We start from the raw sequence: 15,624 nt of genomic DNA, 5'->3' as shown, positions 1-15,624 counted from the left end.
GACCGTTCATGAATTCCCAGATGCACAAGCTTTTCGTCGACGACATTCACAAGCAGTACGGCAGCAACGAAGTTCTGAAGGGCGTTTCGCTCAAGGCAAAAGCCGGCGACGTGATCAGCATCATCGGCTCGTCGGGCTCGGGCAAGAGCACGATGCTGCGCTGTATCAACTTTCTGGAGCAGCCGAACCAGGGGCGCATCTTCGTCGACGGCAACGAAGTGCGCACGATGAAGGACAAGAGCGGCGCGCTCAAGGTCGCCGATCCCAAACAGCTGCGGCAAATGCGCTCGAAGCTCTCGATGGTCTTCCAGCACTTCAACCTGTGGTCGCACATGAACGTGCTGGAGAACGTGACCGAGGCGCCCGTGAACGTGCTCGGGCTGTCGAAGAAGGAAGCCGAGGAACGCGCGCGCACTTATCTCGAGAAGGTGGGCCTCGCGCCGCGTCTGGAGAAGCAGTATCCGTCGCATCTGTCGGGCGGACAGCAGCAGCGCGTGGCGATTGCGCGCGCGCTCGCGATGCATCCCGACGTCATGCTGTTCGACGAACCGACTTCCGCGCTCGATCCGGAGCTCGTGGGCGAAGTGCTGAAAGTGATGCAGACGCTCGCCGAGGAAGGCCGCACGATGATCGTCGTCACGCACGAGATGGCGTTCGCGCGCAATGTGTCGAACCACGTAGTGTTTCTGCATCAGGGGCGCATCGAGGAAGAAGGTCATCCCGAAGCCGTCTTCGGTAACACGAAGAGCGAGCGCCTGAAGCAATTCCTGTCGGGCAGCCTGAAGTAGCCCTCGCGGTTATTGCCTGAAGCAACGTTCCACTCCAGAGAAAGCGCCCGCGAGGCGCTTTTTTTGCGTCCGCACGCGGCCGATCATGCCTGACTCGCACGACGCGCTGAGCTAGCGCCATGCTACGTCCGCGTCAATAGGCGAGATACCTGACCCTGAAACTTACATTGCGCTGAAGCCTCGGCCCCATAAGGCTTTGCGCGATGTTTCCCATCCTGTGGGTCGCATGGTTACCACATGGGCATTGCATTTTTGACACAAACCAGCGCCGATCGTCATTTTTCTTTGGCGGTTATATCGTAATTTGTTAAATTGGTAATGAAAGTACCAAAACGAAGTACGCAAAAAGTAGTTTTACTTCAAAAGTCCAAAAGAAACTGAGGAACGACACCGATCGACGAGTCGGCGTCAGATTCGCGCCCACGACGTGCGAATCGCAAGAAGCACCACAGCCCGCGCGTGTCCTTCCTCTGAAAACGACTTTCGGTTGGGTGCGCTCGCATCGAACCATACAGCAGCACTTGGGTTCTATTTCTTGACAGGGTTGGAGGAGATGATGAAGAAAGCTTTGCTCGCGTCGGCAGCACTGCTGACGTTCAGCGCGGTGGCGCACGCTCAGAGTAGCGTGACGCTGTACGGCCGCCTGGACGCGGGGCTCGAATATATGAACGGTGTGCCGACCGGTCCGGCCGGCGCCCCTGCCACCGGTTCTTCGCACCGCTTCAAGGCGGAAAGCGGCGACTGGGGCACGAGCTTGTGGGGGATGAAGGGCGTCGAAGATCTGGGCGGCGGCTATCGCGCCGTGTTCCAGTTGGAAGGCAGCTTCAACACCATGACGGGTCAGGGCCCGGGCGGCGGCGGTCTCTTCAATCGCTGGGCAACGGTCGGTATGGCGAACAACCAGTTCGGTACCCTGTTGCTGGGTCGCGAGCTCTTCATCGCCAACGGCGTGTGGGACTTCGATCCGTTCGGCCAGTCGAACTGGTCGTCGGCATCGCTGGTGCGTGGCCGCAACTGGCCGCAATCGAGCAACAACATTTCGTACCAGTCGCCGAAGGTCGCGGGCTTCGACTTCTACGGCCAGTACTCGCTGTCGAACGCAACGAACTGGAACGGTAACGGCACCACGCCGCAAGGCCGCGAAGCTGGCGCGTACGTCACGTACACCTCGCCGCTGTTCCAGATCCGCGGTATGTACGACGAAATCCGCAACCCGGCCAACGGTACGCTCGGCGGCGTCTACAACCCGATCGACGGCGGTTCGGGCGGCAACGGCGCTTACGGCTACTCGCGTGAGTACACGGCGATGTTCAACGTGTTCCTCGGCCAGTTCAAGGTTCAGGGCGCGTACCAGGCGATCCGCACCTCCGGCATGACGGGTCAGTTGCCCGGCCAGCCGACCACGCTCGACCACGAATGGGGCGGCGTGACGTGGCAGGCAACGCCGGCAGCGGCACTGATCGCGGCGGTCTACCACGTGAACGGCAACAACGGCGCGGGTAACGCGACCATCTACACGGTCGGCGGCTCGTACAACCTGTCCAAGCGCACCCTGCTCGACCTGCAGGTTGCCACGGTGCAGAACAGCAAGACCGCGAACTACGGTCTGAACGCCAACAACTATGGCTCGGCGGCCTCGACGGACAACCCGTTCCCCGGCCACAGCCAGACGGGCGTGTACGCTGGTATCCAGCACTCGTTCTAATCGGCGGGGCTGAACAGAAAAGAGCTTTATAGAGTTTTCACGCTGCTGCGAGAGGCGCGTATCGGTGCGGTGCCCGAAAGGGTATCGCACCTTTTTTTATTGGGCGCGCTGCTTTTCGGCAAGGGTCCGGCGACCGCGGCAAGCGAACCATCGCACTCCGAATATATTTTTCAAGCCGCCAAACAAAACTACAGATTAACGGCTCGTAATAATTAGTTTTCCTACAAAATTTCGAATTCGAATCGAAGCCCGCCTACGAATCAGAACGCGGGCGCTCGAGACGAACCAAATTACGAATATCGAGTGTTCAACCTTTACGGGGTATGGAGGAGATGATGAAAAAGGCTTTACTCGCGGCGGCAGCGCTCCTGACTTTCAGCGCGGTGGCGCAGGCCCAGAGCAGCGTGACGCTGTACGGCCGTCTGGATGCCGGACTCGAATACATGAGCGGCGTGCCGACGGGCGTCGGGGCAAATGGCGCGGCCACCGGCAGCACGCATCGCTTCCGCGCGGAAAGCGGCGACTGGGGCACGAGCTTGTGGGGCATGAAGGGCGCCGAGGATCTGGGCGGCGGGAATCGCGCCGTGTTCCAGCTGGAAGGCAGCTTCAACACGATGAACGGCCAGGGTCCGGGCGGCGGCGGTCTCTTCAACCGCTGGGCAACGGTCGGGATGTCCAACAACCAGTACGGCACCCTGCTGCTGGGTCGCGAGCTGTTCATCTCGAACGGCGTGTGGGACTTCGATCCGTTCGGCCAGTCGAACTGGTCGTCGGCATCGTTGGTGCGTGGCCGGAACTGGCCGCAATCGAGCAACAACATTTCGTATCAGTCGCCGAAGGTCGCGGGCTTCGACTTCTACGGCCAGTACGCGCTCTCGAACGCAACCAACTGGAACGGCAACGGCACGACGCCGCAAGGCCGCGAAGCCGGCGCGCAGATCACCTACACCGCGCCGCTGTTCCAGGTTCGCGGTCTCTATGACGAAATCCGCAATCCGGCGAACGGCATGCTCGGCGGCTCTTATGCCAACGGCGGCAGCGGCGTCTACGGGTACTCGCGCGAATACACGGCCATGGTCAACCTGTTCCTCGGCCAGTTCAAGGTTCAGGGCGCGTATCAGGCGATCCGCACCTCCGGCATGACGGGCCAGTTGCCCGGCCAGCCGACCACGCTCGATCACGAATGGGGCGGCGTGACATGGCAGGCGACGCCGGCTGCGGCGCTGATCGCGGCGGTCTATCACGTGAACGGCAACAACGGCGCGGGTAACGCGACTATCTACTCGGTCGGCGGCTCGTACAACCTGTCCAAGCGCACCCTGGTCGATCTGCAGATCGCCACCGTGAAGAACAGCAATACCGCGAATTACGGCCTGAATGCCAACAGCTTCGGCACGTCGGCGGGAACGGACAATCCGCTTCCCGGCCACAGCCAGAAGGGCGTGTACGCCGGCATCCAGCACTCGTTCTAAACGGCAAGTCCGCTCCGGCGCGTTTTCACGCGGCTGCGAGCGGCGCGGTGCCCGGTTACAAGACGGGCACCGCGCCGTTATTTTGCTCGCGCAGAACTGCGCAACCGAAACGCGCACCGACGCGCACAAACGAACAGGCCGCCGATTTGCATCGGCGGCCTGTTTTGCGTTTCGGACCCGCAGCGCGCTTAATCCCGCACCATGCCCGACGCACCGTGACTCAGCCAGTCGAGCACCGCGGCGGCGCCATCGTCGCCCGCCTGACGCGCCTTCGCGACCGTCTCCGTGAGCTTCGCGCCCGGCTTCGGCGCGGCACGACGAATCGCGACGCCCACCGCCAGGATATCGATGATCAGCAGATGCAAAATGCGCGAGATCATCGACAACTGCGATTCGCGAATTTCGATGTGATCGGTCTCCAGCGCCACCGTCGCGCGCTTGGCGAGCGGCGTGTTGCTCGACGTGATCGCGACGACCGTCGCGCCCTGCTGCATCGCCACTTCGAGCACGCGCAGCAACTCCGGCGCCCTGCCCGATTTCGACACGGCCACGATCACGTCGCCCTTGCCGAGCAGCGCGGCAGACGCCGCCTGCATGTACAGGTCGCCGTAAGCGATGGTCGGAATGCCGAAGCGGAAGAACTTGTAATGCGCGTCCTGCGCGACGATGTTCGAATTGCCGAGCCCGTAAAACTCGATACGCCGCGCACCGTTGAGAATGTCGATCGCGCGCTCGACGTTCTCGAAGTTCAGATGCTCGCGCAATTGCAGGATCGCGGACACGGTGTTGTCGAGCACCTTCGCGCCGAAGTCGGTGGCGGTGTCGCCGAGATGCACCTGGCTGTGGCTCACCGGAATCGTGCCGGTCAGACCTGTCGCGAGCTTGAGCTTGAAGTCGGACAGACCCTGACAGCCAAGCGAGCGGCAGAAGCGGATCACGGTCGGCTGGCTCACGTCGGCCTTGCGCGCGATGTCGATGATCGGATCGTTGATGATCGAGCGCGGATGATTCAGCGCGAGATCGGCGACGCGCCGCTCGGCGGGCGTCAACGCGTCGCGCATCTGCCGGATGCGTTCGAACACCGCCGACGAACCGCTGTTCGCGCGGTTCGACAACTGCTCCGAGAGAATCGCCGACACGCCGAGAAACGCCGGATATTCGGCGGTGATGATGTAGGTTGGAATGCCCGCCAGATATTGCTGGAAGCGCCCTTTTGCCTCGAAGCGCTCGCGAAACGGCGACTTGTGGAACAGTTCGCCCAGCTTGAGCACGATGCCGCCGCCGATATAGATGCCGCCCAGCGCGCCCAGCGTCACCGCGATATTGCCGGAGAACGTGCCGAGGATCGCGCAGAAGCAGTTCACCACTTCGAGCGCGAGCGCTTCGCCTTGCTGGGCGCGGTTCGTGACGTCCGCGGCCGTGAAGGTTTCGGCGACCGTGATGTTGTCCCGCTCCGCCAGCGCGCGATAGATCAGTTCGAGCCCTTGTCCCGCGCACACGCGCTCGAACGAGACGTGCGGAAACTTGCGGCGCGCATAGCGCATGACGACGTCTTCGCGTTCGTCGAACGGCGAGAACGTTGCGTGGCCGCCTTCGCTGCCGAGCGCGATCCAGCGGTCGTCCGCCGGAATCAGGCCCGAGACGCCCAGTCCCGTGCCCGGCCCGAGCAAGCCGATCACGCTGTTCTGCCGCCGCGCGCCGCCGCCGACCTGCACGCGCTGTGCGTCGGTCAGACCGGGCAGCGCCATCGCCAGCGCGGTGAAGTCGTTGACGACCAGGAGCGTGTCGAAGCCGAGCGCGCGGCGCGTCGCCTCGATCGAGAAGCTCCAGTCGTGATTGGTCATCTTCACGTGATCGCCGTCGACCGGATTCGCGATCGCGATTGCCGCATGATTCACGCGGCCGACCTTGGTGTCCTTCAGATACTGCTGCATCACTTCCGCGATGCCGGGGTAGTCGGCGCCCGGATACACGCGAATCTGCCCGATCTCGCCGGGCGCGGTCTCCAGCGCGAAGCGCGCGTTCGTGCCGCCGATATCGGCGAGAAGCCGCGGTCCGTCTGCGTGCTGACTGGCCGCCGACGCGGCCTTGTTATGCACACCAGTAGACATCGAGCTTCACTCCTTCTGCATGGGCCAACGTCGAGATGGCGTTCTTTTGTGGCGCAGCGAGCGCCGCGTTCAGTACGTCGAGTTTCTTCTGGCCGGAAATGAACAGATACAACTGTCCCGACTGGCCGATCTGCTGCAACGCCGCCATCGACAGGCTCACGCGCGCGTGGGGCGCTGCGACCGGATGCACGGCCACGTAGCGATCCTGCGTCGAGATGGCGAAGTCCCATTCGGGGGCGTCGGCGAAGATCGACGCCGTGTGGCCGTCCTCGCCCATGCCGAGCACGGCGACATCGGGCAAGCGGCGGCGCGCGTCGGCATTCAGTTCGGCGATATGCGTCTCGAGCGGCTTTCCCGTGTCGACGAGCGGCAGGAAATATGCCGATGCGCCCGCGTTCTGCAAGAGCGTCTCACGCAGGAAATGCGCGTTGCTGGCCGCATCGGTTTCGGGTACCCAGCGGTCGTCGACGAGCGTCACGTCGATATGCGCCCAGTCGAGCGGCGCGTGCGACAGCGCCTGCAAGAAAGGCTTCGGGCTCGTGCCGCCCGACACCGCGAGCGTGGCGTGAGCGGTTTGTCCCGCGGCGTCGGCCGAGGCCGCGCCCCTCGCCGCGAGCGACGCCTTCAGCGCGTCTCCCACGGCTTTCGCCAGCGCGTCCGAGTGGGCGCGCGGATCGTCGAAAGTGCGAAGCTCGATCACTGCTCCTCCATCCTCTTTGTCCTGATTTATCGACCCGCTCGTTCGTTGCGACATCACGAAACGATGCTGCAAGCGGTCTCTTGTATGTCACCCGGCGCCGCGCGCCTCTTGCGGGCGGCGTCGGCGCGGGGCGTGATTCAACGCTCAGTTTTCTTCTTCGAGCCAGCACGTGCCATGCTGCGCGAGCATCGCGCTCGACGCCGCCGGCCCCCATGTGCCCGCCGCATACGGCTTCGGCTTGCTGGTGCCCGAGGCCCACGCGTTCAGGATCGGCTCGACCCAGCGCCACGCCGCTTCCTGCTCGTCGCGCCGCACGAACAGCGCGAGCCGGCCGTGGATCACATCCAGCAGCAGGCGCTGATACGCCTCCATCTGCCCTTCCTTGAAGAACTGGTCGAAGGCGAGATCCAGATGCACGCTCGCGAGATTCATGCCTTCGCCGGGCTGCTTTGCGAGGCAATACAGACGAATGGACTCGTTGGGCTGCAACCGGATCACCAGACGATTCGCGCCCGCGCGCAATGCGTTCGCGCCCAGCGCCGAATGCGGCACCGTGCGGAAATTCACGACGATCTCGGCGACGCGGTCCGCAAGACGCTTGCCCGTGCGCAGGAAGAACGGCACGCCGGCCCAGCGCCAGTTATCGATCTCGACTTTCAGCGCGACGAACGTTTCGGTTGTGCTGTCGGGGCGCACTCCCGGTTCCGTTGCATACGCGGGCACTGCCGCGCCGCGGATCACACCCGCATGATATTGGCCGCGCACCGCGACGCGGCTGATATCGCGCTCGTCGATCGGCTTCAACGCGCGCAGCACGCGCAGCTTTTCATCGCGTACGGAGTCGGAATCCATGGAGTGCGGCGGCTCCATCGTCACGATGGAGAGCAGTTGCAGCAAATGGTTCTGCACCATGTCGCGCAGTGCGCCGGTATTGTCGTAGAAATCGCCGCGCGCCTCCACGCCCAGTTCTTCCGCGATGGTGATCTGAATGCTCTCGACCCATTCGCGCCGCCACAACGGCTCGAACAGCACGTTGGAGAAGCGCAGCGCGAGCAGGTTCTGCACCGGCTCCTTGCCGAGATAGTGATCGATCCGGTAGATCTGCTCTTCCTGAAAGATTTCGCCGACGGCGTCATTAATGGCGTTCGACGACTTCAGGTCGTAACCGAGCGGCTTTTCGAGCACGATGCGCGCGTTCTGGTTCAGACCGACGTCCGACAGCGCGCGGCAGATGGGCACGAACAGCTTCGGACCCGTTGCCAGATAGAAGACGCGCGTGCCGTCGTACTGGGCGAGCGTGTCACGTAACAGGACGAAGTCTTCCGCGCGGCCGAGATCGAGCCCGACATACTGCATGCGTTCGAGAAAGCTGCGCCAGACCGCATCGTCGAGGCCGTCTTTCGAGACGTGCGGTTTGACGTGCTCCTCGACCCAGCGGCGATACGCGCCCTGATCCCAGGCCTCGCGCGCGACGCAGACGATTCTGCCTGCCGGGTTGAGCATGCCCGCGCGGTGGGCCTCGAACAGCGCAGGGAGAATCTTGCGCATGGAGAGGTCGCCGGTGCCGCCGAAGAGTACGAAGACGAAGTTCGAATCGCTTTGCATGAGTCTGAACGTGGATTCCAGAGCCGGATGTTGAGTCGAATCGGGCCGCATCGCCCATCGGACCATGGCTTGTTCATGAGCCGCCCATGAACAAGCCGGAAAGCGCGCCGTAGTCCGATAAAATTTTTTTTGACACTGAATTGTAGTTTAACTACAATCCAAATCAAGAGGAAATGTCATCGAAGGAAAAAACGCACGGTCAGTCGGAGCAATCGGACAACCTGCGGTTTCCTGAGGCGGCCTTCTGAACGCATGTTATCGGAGCCCGCGGCTCGCCGCTTTTAACGGCAACTGTCGTTGCGGTCCGCATGCGTACAGCCTCGCGCCTCGCCGCCGACCGCCGTGCTCAAGGAGCCGGGCGCGCCGGGCCGGGCAAAAATCAAAAGAGGAGACAGCAGTTGCGATTCAACCCACTCATCTCTTGAGCGCCGTGCGGCCGACTATCGGTCTGCCGGCCGTGCACGCGCGCCGCCTTCAACAAGCCCGCGCCTGCCGCTTCCCGCCGACACCGCCGATTCCCGGCCATCCAGTTTTGCCGTTTGTAACCACCGCTTTTTAACAATGCTTCTGGCGGCATCGGGAGCCAAATCGTTTCTTGTTCAGGTGTCTGGAGGAGATAAACAATGAAAGTCCGTAAGCTCATGGGCGCGCTGTGCGCCGCAGGTCTTCTGTGCGGTGCGACGGCGTCGGCGGTGCAGGCTGCCGAAGCCGTTTCGGTGCTGCACTGGTGGACGTCCGGCGGCGAATCGAAAGCGGTCGGCGTGCTCAAGGACGACATGACCAAGCAGGGCTATACCTGGAAGGACTTCGCCGTCGCGGGCGGCGCGGGCGCGGCCGCCATGACCGCGCTGAAGACCCAGGTGATCTCGGGCAACGCGCCGTCCGCGGCGCAGATCAAGGGCCCGCTGATCCAGGAATGGGCCGAGCAAGGCGTGCTCGTGCCGATCGATTCCGTCGCCGGCGACTGGAAGAAGAACCTGCCGCCTGAAATCGACAAGATCATCCACGCGGACGGTCATTACGTGGCCGCGCCGTTCTCGGTGCACCGCGTGAACTGGCTGTACATCAACAAGGCAGCGCTCGACAAGGCCGGCGGCAAAGTGCCGACCACCTGGGCCGAGTTCTTCCAGGTCGCCGACAAGATGAAGGCCGCGGGCATCATGCCGATCGCAATGGGCGGCCAGCCGTGGCAGGACCTGACGCTGTGGGAAGACGTCGTGCTGTCGCAGGGCGCGGACTTCTACAAGAAGGCCATCGTCGATCTCGACCAGAAGACGCTCACGTCGGAGAAGATGGTTCAGGTGTTCGATACGGTCCGCAAGATCCAGGGCTATTTCGACAGCGGCCGCACCGGTCGTGACTGGAACCTCGCCACGGCCATGGTCATCAACGGCAAGGCCGGCATGCAGTTCATGGGCGACTGGGCGAAGGGCGAATTCGCCGGCGCGAACAAGAAGGCGGGCACGGACTACATCTGCGCCGCGGTGCCGGGCACGGAAAAGGCCTACACCTTCAACGTCGACTCGTTCGTGTTCTTCCAGCAGAAGGGTCAAAAGACCGCGACGCCGGGCCAGCTCGCGCTCGCGAAGACCATCATGACGCCGGAATTCCAGGAGCAGTTCAGCCTGAACAAGGGCTCGATCCCGGTCCGTCTCGGCGTGCCGATGGACAAGTTCGACGACTGCGCCAAGAAGTCCTACTCTGATGAACAGACGGCGATCAAATCGGGCGGCTACGTTCCGTCGCTCGCGCACGGCATGGCACAGGGCGACGCCGTCGCCGGCGCCATGACCGACGTCGTCACGAAGTTCATGAATTCGTCGCAGGATTCGAAGAGCGCGGTCGCCGCACTCGCGAACGCCGCCAAGACGAAGTAAGCGAAGTAAGCAAGGCAGTACGCCGCGCAGCGCGTCTTCGGGCGCCTGCGCGGCCAGTCGAGCCAACAACTGCAACGTCGCTTCATCCAGCGCCCGCCGCAGCCGGCGCCCGCAGCCATCGCCACCAACGCGCAAGTCAGTGCAACTAAATGCATTTGAAAGCGTCGGCGACATCTTCCAGGAGTCGAGTCGTGACTGCCTCCATCACCGCGGACAAGAAACCGCAAAACCCGCCGCGTCGCGCCTCACCGACGTCGGCGCTCGCCGATCGCTGGATTCCGAAGCTGGTGCTCGCGCCCAGCGTCGTGATCGCGCTCATTTTCGTGTACGGCTTTATTGCCATTACGGGCTATCTGTCGCTCTCGGAATCGCGGCTCATGCCGCGCTACGATTTCGCCGGCCTCGACCGCTACCGGCAACTCTTCGCCAACGACGTCTGGTGGACGTCCGCCGCCAACCTCGGCTGGTTCGGCATTCCGTTCATCGGAATCTGCGTGTTCCTCGGCCTCTTCCTCGCGATCCTTCTGGACCAGAAGATCCGCAACGAAGGCGCATTGCGCGCGATCTTCCTCTATCCGATGGCGCTGTCGTTCATCGTCACCGGCACCGCCTGGCAGTGGATCCTGAACCCGAGCCTCGGCCTCGAAAAGGTGTTCCACGACTGGGGCTGGACGAGTTTCTCGTTCAACTGGCTGGGCGACCCGGACAAGGCAATCTTCTGCGTCGTGATCGCCGCGGTGTGGCAATCGACCGGCTTCGTGATGGCGCTGTTTCTCGCCGGTTTGCGCGGCGTCGACAGCGAAATCTTCAAGGCCGCGCAGATGGACGGCGCGGGCTTGCCGACCATCTACCGCAAGATCGTGATTCCGAGCATGCGGCCGGTGTTCTTCTCCGTGTTGCTGATTCTGTGCCACATCACGATCAAGACCTTCGACCTCGTCGTCGCGCTGACGGCGGGCGGTCCGGGCACTTCCTCTTCGCTGCCCGCGATCTTCATGTACACGTTCTCGTTCAATCGTGGCCAGTTGGGTGTCGGCGCCGCATCGTCGATGATGATGCTCGCCACGGTCGTCGCGGTACTCGTGCCGCTCATGTATCTGGAATCGAGGAGCACCCGCAATGCAGCCTAAGATGACGATCAGCCGCGCCGTCATTTACGCGGTGCTGATTCTTTTCGCGCTTTACTTCCTGTTCCCGATCTACGTGATGCTGTCGACCTCCTTCAAGGATCTCGACCAGCTGCGCACGGGCAACCTGCTCACGCCGCCCACGCACTTCACCTTCGCGCCGTGGGTCAAGGCATGGCAGGAAGCCTGTACCGGCGTGCGCTGCGACGGCATGGAGCCGTTCTTCATGAACTCGGTGCGCATGGTGATTCCGGCCGTGCTGATCTCGTCGTTCATCGGCGCGTTCAACGGTTACGTGCTCACGCACTGGCGCTTCCGCGGCGCGGACGCAATGTTCACGGTGCTCCTGGTCGGCTGCTTCATCCCGTTCCAGGCGATTCTGCTGCCGATGGCGCGTCTGCAAGGCTTGCTCGGCCTCTCGAACACCACGACCGGCCTCGTGCTGGTTCACGTGATCTACGGCATTGCGTTCACGACGATGTTCTTCCGCAACTTCTACGTGAGCATTCCGGCGGAGCTCGTGAAGGCGGCGCGTATCGACGGTGCGGGCTTCTTCACGATCTTCACGAAGATTCTGCTGCCCGTGTCGCTGCCGATCTTCATGGTGTGCCTGATCTGGCAATTCACGCAGATCTGGAACGACTTCCTGTTCGGTATCGTGTTTTCGGGCGTGGATTCCATGCCGATCACAGTGGCGCTGAACAACCTCGTGAACACGTCGACGGGCGTGAAGGAATACAACGTGGACATGGCGGGCGCGATCATCGCCGCCATGCCGACCATTCTCGTCTACATGATTGCGGGACGTTATTTCGTGCGCGGGCTGACGGCCGGCGCGGTGAAGGGTTGATCGCGCGCGACGCGCTCCCCTTTCGGCAAAGACCACATAGAGGATTCACATGGCAAGCCTTTCCATCCGTGACGTGTACAAGACCTACCCGAACGGGGTGCCGGTTCTCAAGGGCGTCAACATCGAAATCGAGGACGGTCAGTTCCTGATCCTCGTCGGCGGCTCGGGCTGCGGCAAGTCGACCTTGCTCAACATGATCGCGGGGCTGGAGACCGTGACGCAGGGCGACATCATGATCGACGGCAAGACGGTGAACAACCTTTCGCCTAAGGACCGCGACATCGCGATGGTGTTCCAGTCCTACGCGCTCTACCCTTCGATGAGCGTGCGCGAGAACATCTCGTTCGGCCTCAACATCCGCAAGGTGCCGAAGGACGAACAGAAGAAGATCGTCGATCGCGTGTCGGAAACGCTGCAGATCGGCCATCTGCTGGACCGCAAGCCGGGGCAACTGTCGGGCGGGCAGCGTCAGCGCGTCGCGATGGGCCGCGCGCTCGCACGCGATCCGGTGATGTTCCTGTTCGACGAGCCGCTCTCGAACCTCGACGCGAAGCTGCGTATCGAGATGCGTTCGGAGATCAAGCTGCTGCATCAGCGCCTTGGCACGACGATCGTCTACGTGACGCACGATCAGATCGAAGCGATGACGCTCGGCGACCGCATCGCGGTGATGAAAGACGGCATCGTGCAGCAGTTCGGCGCGCCGCAGGAAATCTACGATTCGCCGTCGAACCTGTTCGTGGCGGGCTTTATCGGCGCGCCGCCGATGAACTTCATCAGCGGCAAGCTGGTCGAGTCGGGCGCGGGCGTAGGTCTGCAACTGAATACGGGCGTCGCGCAGAAAGTGCTGAATCTGCCGTTCGATGCGGGCCGTCTGCGCGCCAAGGTCGGTCAGGACGTGATTCTCGGCCTGCGCCCGGAACGCATCACCGATTCGCGCAGCGCCCACGATGTCTCCGATACGAGCCTGCAACCGGTCGATGTGCGCGTCGATGTGATCGAGCCGACCGGCCCGGACACGCTCGTGTTCGCGCAGGTGAACGGCAAACGCATCGTGTCGCGCGTGCATCCGGCGTCCAATCCGCAGCCGACGTCGACCATGACGCTGTTGTTCGATGTGTCGAAAGCCGTGCTGTTCGATCCGCAGACGGAGGAGCGGCTGGCGTAAGCTTGCTGTCCGATCGAGTTCCGACGCCACGGTGAGCCGTGGCGTTTTTCATGGCGGGGCCATTACAGGGCACAATCGGCGTTTTGCACTTTGGAATTGCCCGCCTCGCATGAGCTTTCTCTCCTCGCATCCCGAACTCGCCTGGACACCCGCCGACGGTCCCGATCCCTTCATCGGCCTCGAAGCGCTCGACGACCCGAAAACGCAAGCCTGGGTCGATGCCCAGAACCGCCGCACCGAGGCCGCGTTCGGCAGTACCGCCGACGCCCGCGCGCTCGCCGCGAGGCTCGAAAAAGCGTACACGTCGAAGGATCGCATCGTCACCTGCTCGCGTTACGGCGACTGGGCCTACAACATTTGGCACGACGACGCGCATCCGCTCGGCATCGTCCGCCGCACGCCTTGGAACGCGTGGCTCACCGGCGCGCCCGAATGGGACACGATCCTCGACGTCGACGCGCTCGACCTCAACACCCGCACCGGCGACGACACCCGCTGGGCGCTCGCCGACTTCGACCTGCTCTACCCCGGCTACGACCGCGCGCTCGTGAGCCTGTCGCCGGGCGGCTCGGACGCGTGCATGGTGCGCGAGTTCGATATCGCGACCAAGCGTTTCGTCGCGGATGGCTTCGTGCTGCCCGATGTCGGCAAGCACGACATCTCGTGGATCGATCGCGACACGGTCTATGTCGGCTGGGACGACAGCAAGACGAACCCGCGCCCCGCGCTCACCACGTCCGGCTTCCCGCGCCAGGCGCGGCGCTGGAAGCGCGGCACGCCGCTCGCCGATGCGCCCGTCGTGTTCGACGGCCAACGGCGCGACGTGTCGGCGGGCGTGGACTACGATCCCATCGAAAAGCTGCATCTCGCCTCGCGCGCGGTGACGTTTTATGACACGCTCAACTACTGGCTCGACGAAACGGTCAACGAATGGCGCCAGTACGACCTGCCGTCGCACGCGGAGATCGAGCACTGGAACGGCTGGCTCTTCGTCACGCCGCGCAAGCACTGGAACGCGGGCGGCCGCCGCCACGCGCCCGGCACGCTGACGGTCATCCGGCGCGACGCGTTCCTCGCCGGCTCACGCCAGTTCACTGCGTTGTTCACGCCGTCGGAGCGGCTCGTGCTTGCGGGCATCGACTTCACGAAACACTGGCTGATCGTCTCGCAGATGGACGACGGCGCGCCGCGCGTCACGCTGCTGCGCCCGCCCGCCGCATTCGATGACGCGTGGCAGCAACGCGAATTCGCGCTGCCCGAGGCGAGCCAGTCGTACGTCGATTCGATCGACAGCGAGCGCGACGACACCGTGCTCATCCACGTCGAACACTTTCTGATGCCGCCGACGCTGTATCACGCCGATCTCGCGAGCGATGCACCGTGGCAACTGCTCGCACGCCTGCCCGCGCAATTCGACGCAACCGGCCTTTCCGCCGTGCGCCGCCACGCCGTCGCGCCGGACGGCGAGCGCATTCCGTACTGGCTGATTGGACGGGACATCGAAACGAACACGGCCGCGCGCGCTTGCCTGCTCTACGGCTACGGCGGCTTCGAAGTGGCGCTCGATCCCGGCTACGAGGCGACAACCGGCATCGCCTGGCTCGAACGCGGCGGGCTTTACGCGGTCGGCAACATCCGCGGCGGCGGCGAATTCGGGCCGGCGTGGCATCAGGCGGCGCTGCGCGAAAATCGCCAGATATCGTTCGATGACTTCATCGCGGTGGCGCAGGCGCTCGTCGACACCGGCGTCACCACACCGAAGCAACTCGCGATTCGCGGCGGCAGCAACGGCGGCCTGCTGACCGGCGCATGCATGGTGCAGCGCCCGGACCTGTTCGGCGCGGTGCTTTCGGAAGTTCCGCTGCTCGACATGGCGCGCTTTCACATGCTGCTGCAGGGAGCTTCGTGGATCGACGAATACGGCGACCCCGACGACGCCGACGATCTGCGCCATCTCCTCGGCTATTCGCCGTATCAGAACGTGAAGGCGGAGGTTGCGTATCCGCCGGCGCTGTTCACGTCATCGACGAGCGATGACCGCGTGCATCCCGGCCACGCGCGCAAGATGGCCGCGAAGATGCAGGCGCAGGGCCACGGCCAGGTCTGGTATCAGGAAACCGGCGAAGGCGGACACGGCGCGGGCGTGGAGCCGGGAGCGATCGCGCAGGCGGAAGCGGCGGCCTTCACCTTTCTCGCCACGACGATCGGACCGCTCGCCTGA

11 protein-coding genes are annotated in these 15,624 nt (G+C 63.4%); 8 read left to right on the top strand and 3 right to left on the bottom strand.

Annotated features, from left to right (window positions below; translation table 11 throughout):
- Positions 1-8: 8 nt before the first annotated feature.
- The 3 genes from BRPE64_RS04005 (at position 9) to BRPE64_RS03995 (ending at position 3,965) form a co-directional block, all read left to right on the top strand.
- On the top strand, positions 9-788 hold the full coding sequence (locus BRPE64_RS04005; RefSeq protein ID WP_016344732.1) for an ABC transporter ATP-binding protein: 780 nt from the start codon (positions 9-11) through the stop codon (positions 786-788).
- Between the two features lie 556 nt (positions 789-1,344).
- Entirely contained in the window at positions 1,345-2,493 is a 1,149-nt protein-coding gene (locus BRPE64_RS04000) for a porin (RefSeq protein WP_044041937.1), read from the top strand.
- Positions 2,494-2,828: 335 nt separating this feature from the next.
- Positions 2,829-3,965, top strand: a complete 1,137-nt coding sequence (locus tag BRPE64_RS03995) for a porin (RefSeq protein WP_044041936.1) — start codon at positions 2,829-2,831, stop codon at positions 3,963-3,965.
- Positions 3,966-4,153: 188 nt separating this feature from the next.
- On the opposite strand, the gene BRPE64_RS03990 is transcribed toward BRPE64_RS03995, so the two are convergent.
- From BRPE64_RS03990 to zwf, 3 genes are all read right to left on the bottom strand, one after another.
- A complete protein-coding gene (locus BRPE64_RS03990) occupies positions 4,154-6,076 on the bottom strand; it encodes a bifunctional transcriptional regulator/glucokinase (protein WP_044041228.1) in 1,923 nt (640 codons plus the stop codon).
- On the bottom strand, positions 6,057-6,776 hold the full coding sequence (gene pgl, locus BRPE64_RS03985; protein WP_016344727.1) for a 6-phosphogluconolactonase: 720 nt from the start codon (positions 6,774-6,776) through the stop codon (positions 6,057-6,059). Before pgl ends, BRPE64_RS03990 begins: the two co-directional genes overlap by 20 nt.
- A gap of 144 nt (positions 6,777-6,920) precedes the next feature.
- Entirely contained in the window at positions 6,921-8,381 is a 1,461-nt protein-coding gene (zwf, locus tag BRPE64_RS03980) for a glucose-6-phosphate dehydrogenase (protein WP_016344726.1), read from the bottom strand.
- A gap of 623 nt (positions 8,382-9,004) precedes the next feature.
- Here zwf and BRPE64_RS03975 point away from each other — a divergent pair.
- The 5 genes from BRPE64_RS03975 (at position 9,005) to BRPE64_RS03955 (ending at position 15,624) form a co-directional block, all read left to right on the top strand.
- Positions 9,005-10,258: an ABC transporter substrate-binding protein gene (locus tag BRPE64_RS03975; RefSeq protein ID WP_016344725.1), complete on the top strand. Its 1,254-nt coding sequence runs from the start codon at positions 9,005-9,007 to the stop codon at positions 10,256-10,258.
- Between the two features lie 191 nt (positions 10,259-10,449).
- Complete coding sequence (locus BRPE64_RS03970) at positions 10,450-11,388, top strand: carbohydrate ABC transporter permease (RefSeq protein WP_016344724.1); 939 nt, start codon at positions 10,450-10,452, stop codon at positions 11,386-11,388.
- The gene (locus BRPE64_RS03965) at positions 11,378-12,235 is read left to right on the top strand and encodes a carbohydrate ABC transporter permease (protein WP_144063316.1); all 858 of its coding nucleotides are present in this window, start codon (positions 11,378-11,380) and stop codon (positions 12,233-12,235) included. Before BRPE64_RS03970 ends, BRPE64_RS03965 begins: the two co-directional genes overlap by 11 nt.
- A gap of 49 nt (positions 12,236-12,284) precedes the next feature.
- Positions 12,285-13,403, top strand: coding sequence for an ABC transporter ATP-binding protein (locus tag BRPE64_RS03960; protein WP_016344722.1), 1,119 nt, complete (start codon positions 12,285-12,287; stop codon positions 13,401-13,403).
- Between the two features lie 109 nt (positions 13,404-13,512).
- Positions 13,513-15,624: a prolyl oligopeptidase family serine peptidase gene (locus BRPE64_RS03955; protein WP_016344721.1), complete on the top strand. Its 2,112-nt coding sequence runs from the start codon at positions 13,513-13,515 to the stop codon at positions 15,622-15,624.

It is taken from the genome of Caballeronia insecticola (genome assembly GCF_000402035.1).
Classification (GTDB): Bacteria; Pseudomonadota; Gammaproteobacteria; order Burkholderiales; family Burkholderiaceae; genus Caballeronia; species Caballeronia insecticola.
Note: the sequence above shows the minus strand (reverse complement) of the source record. Positions and strands in the feature narration are given on the sequence as shown.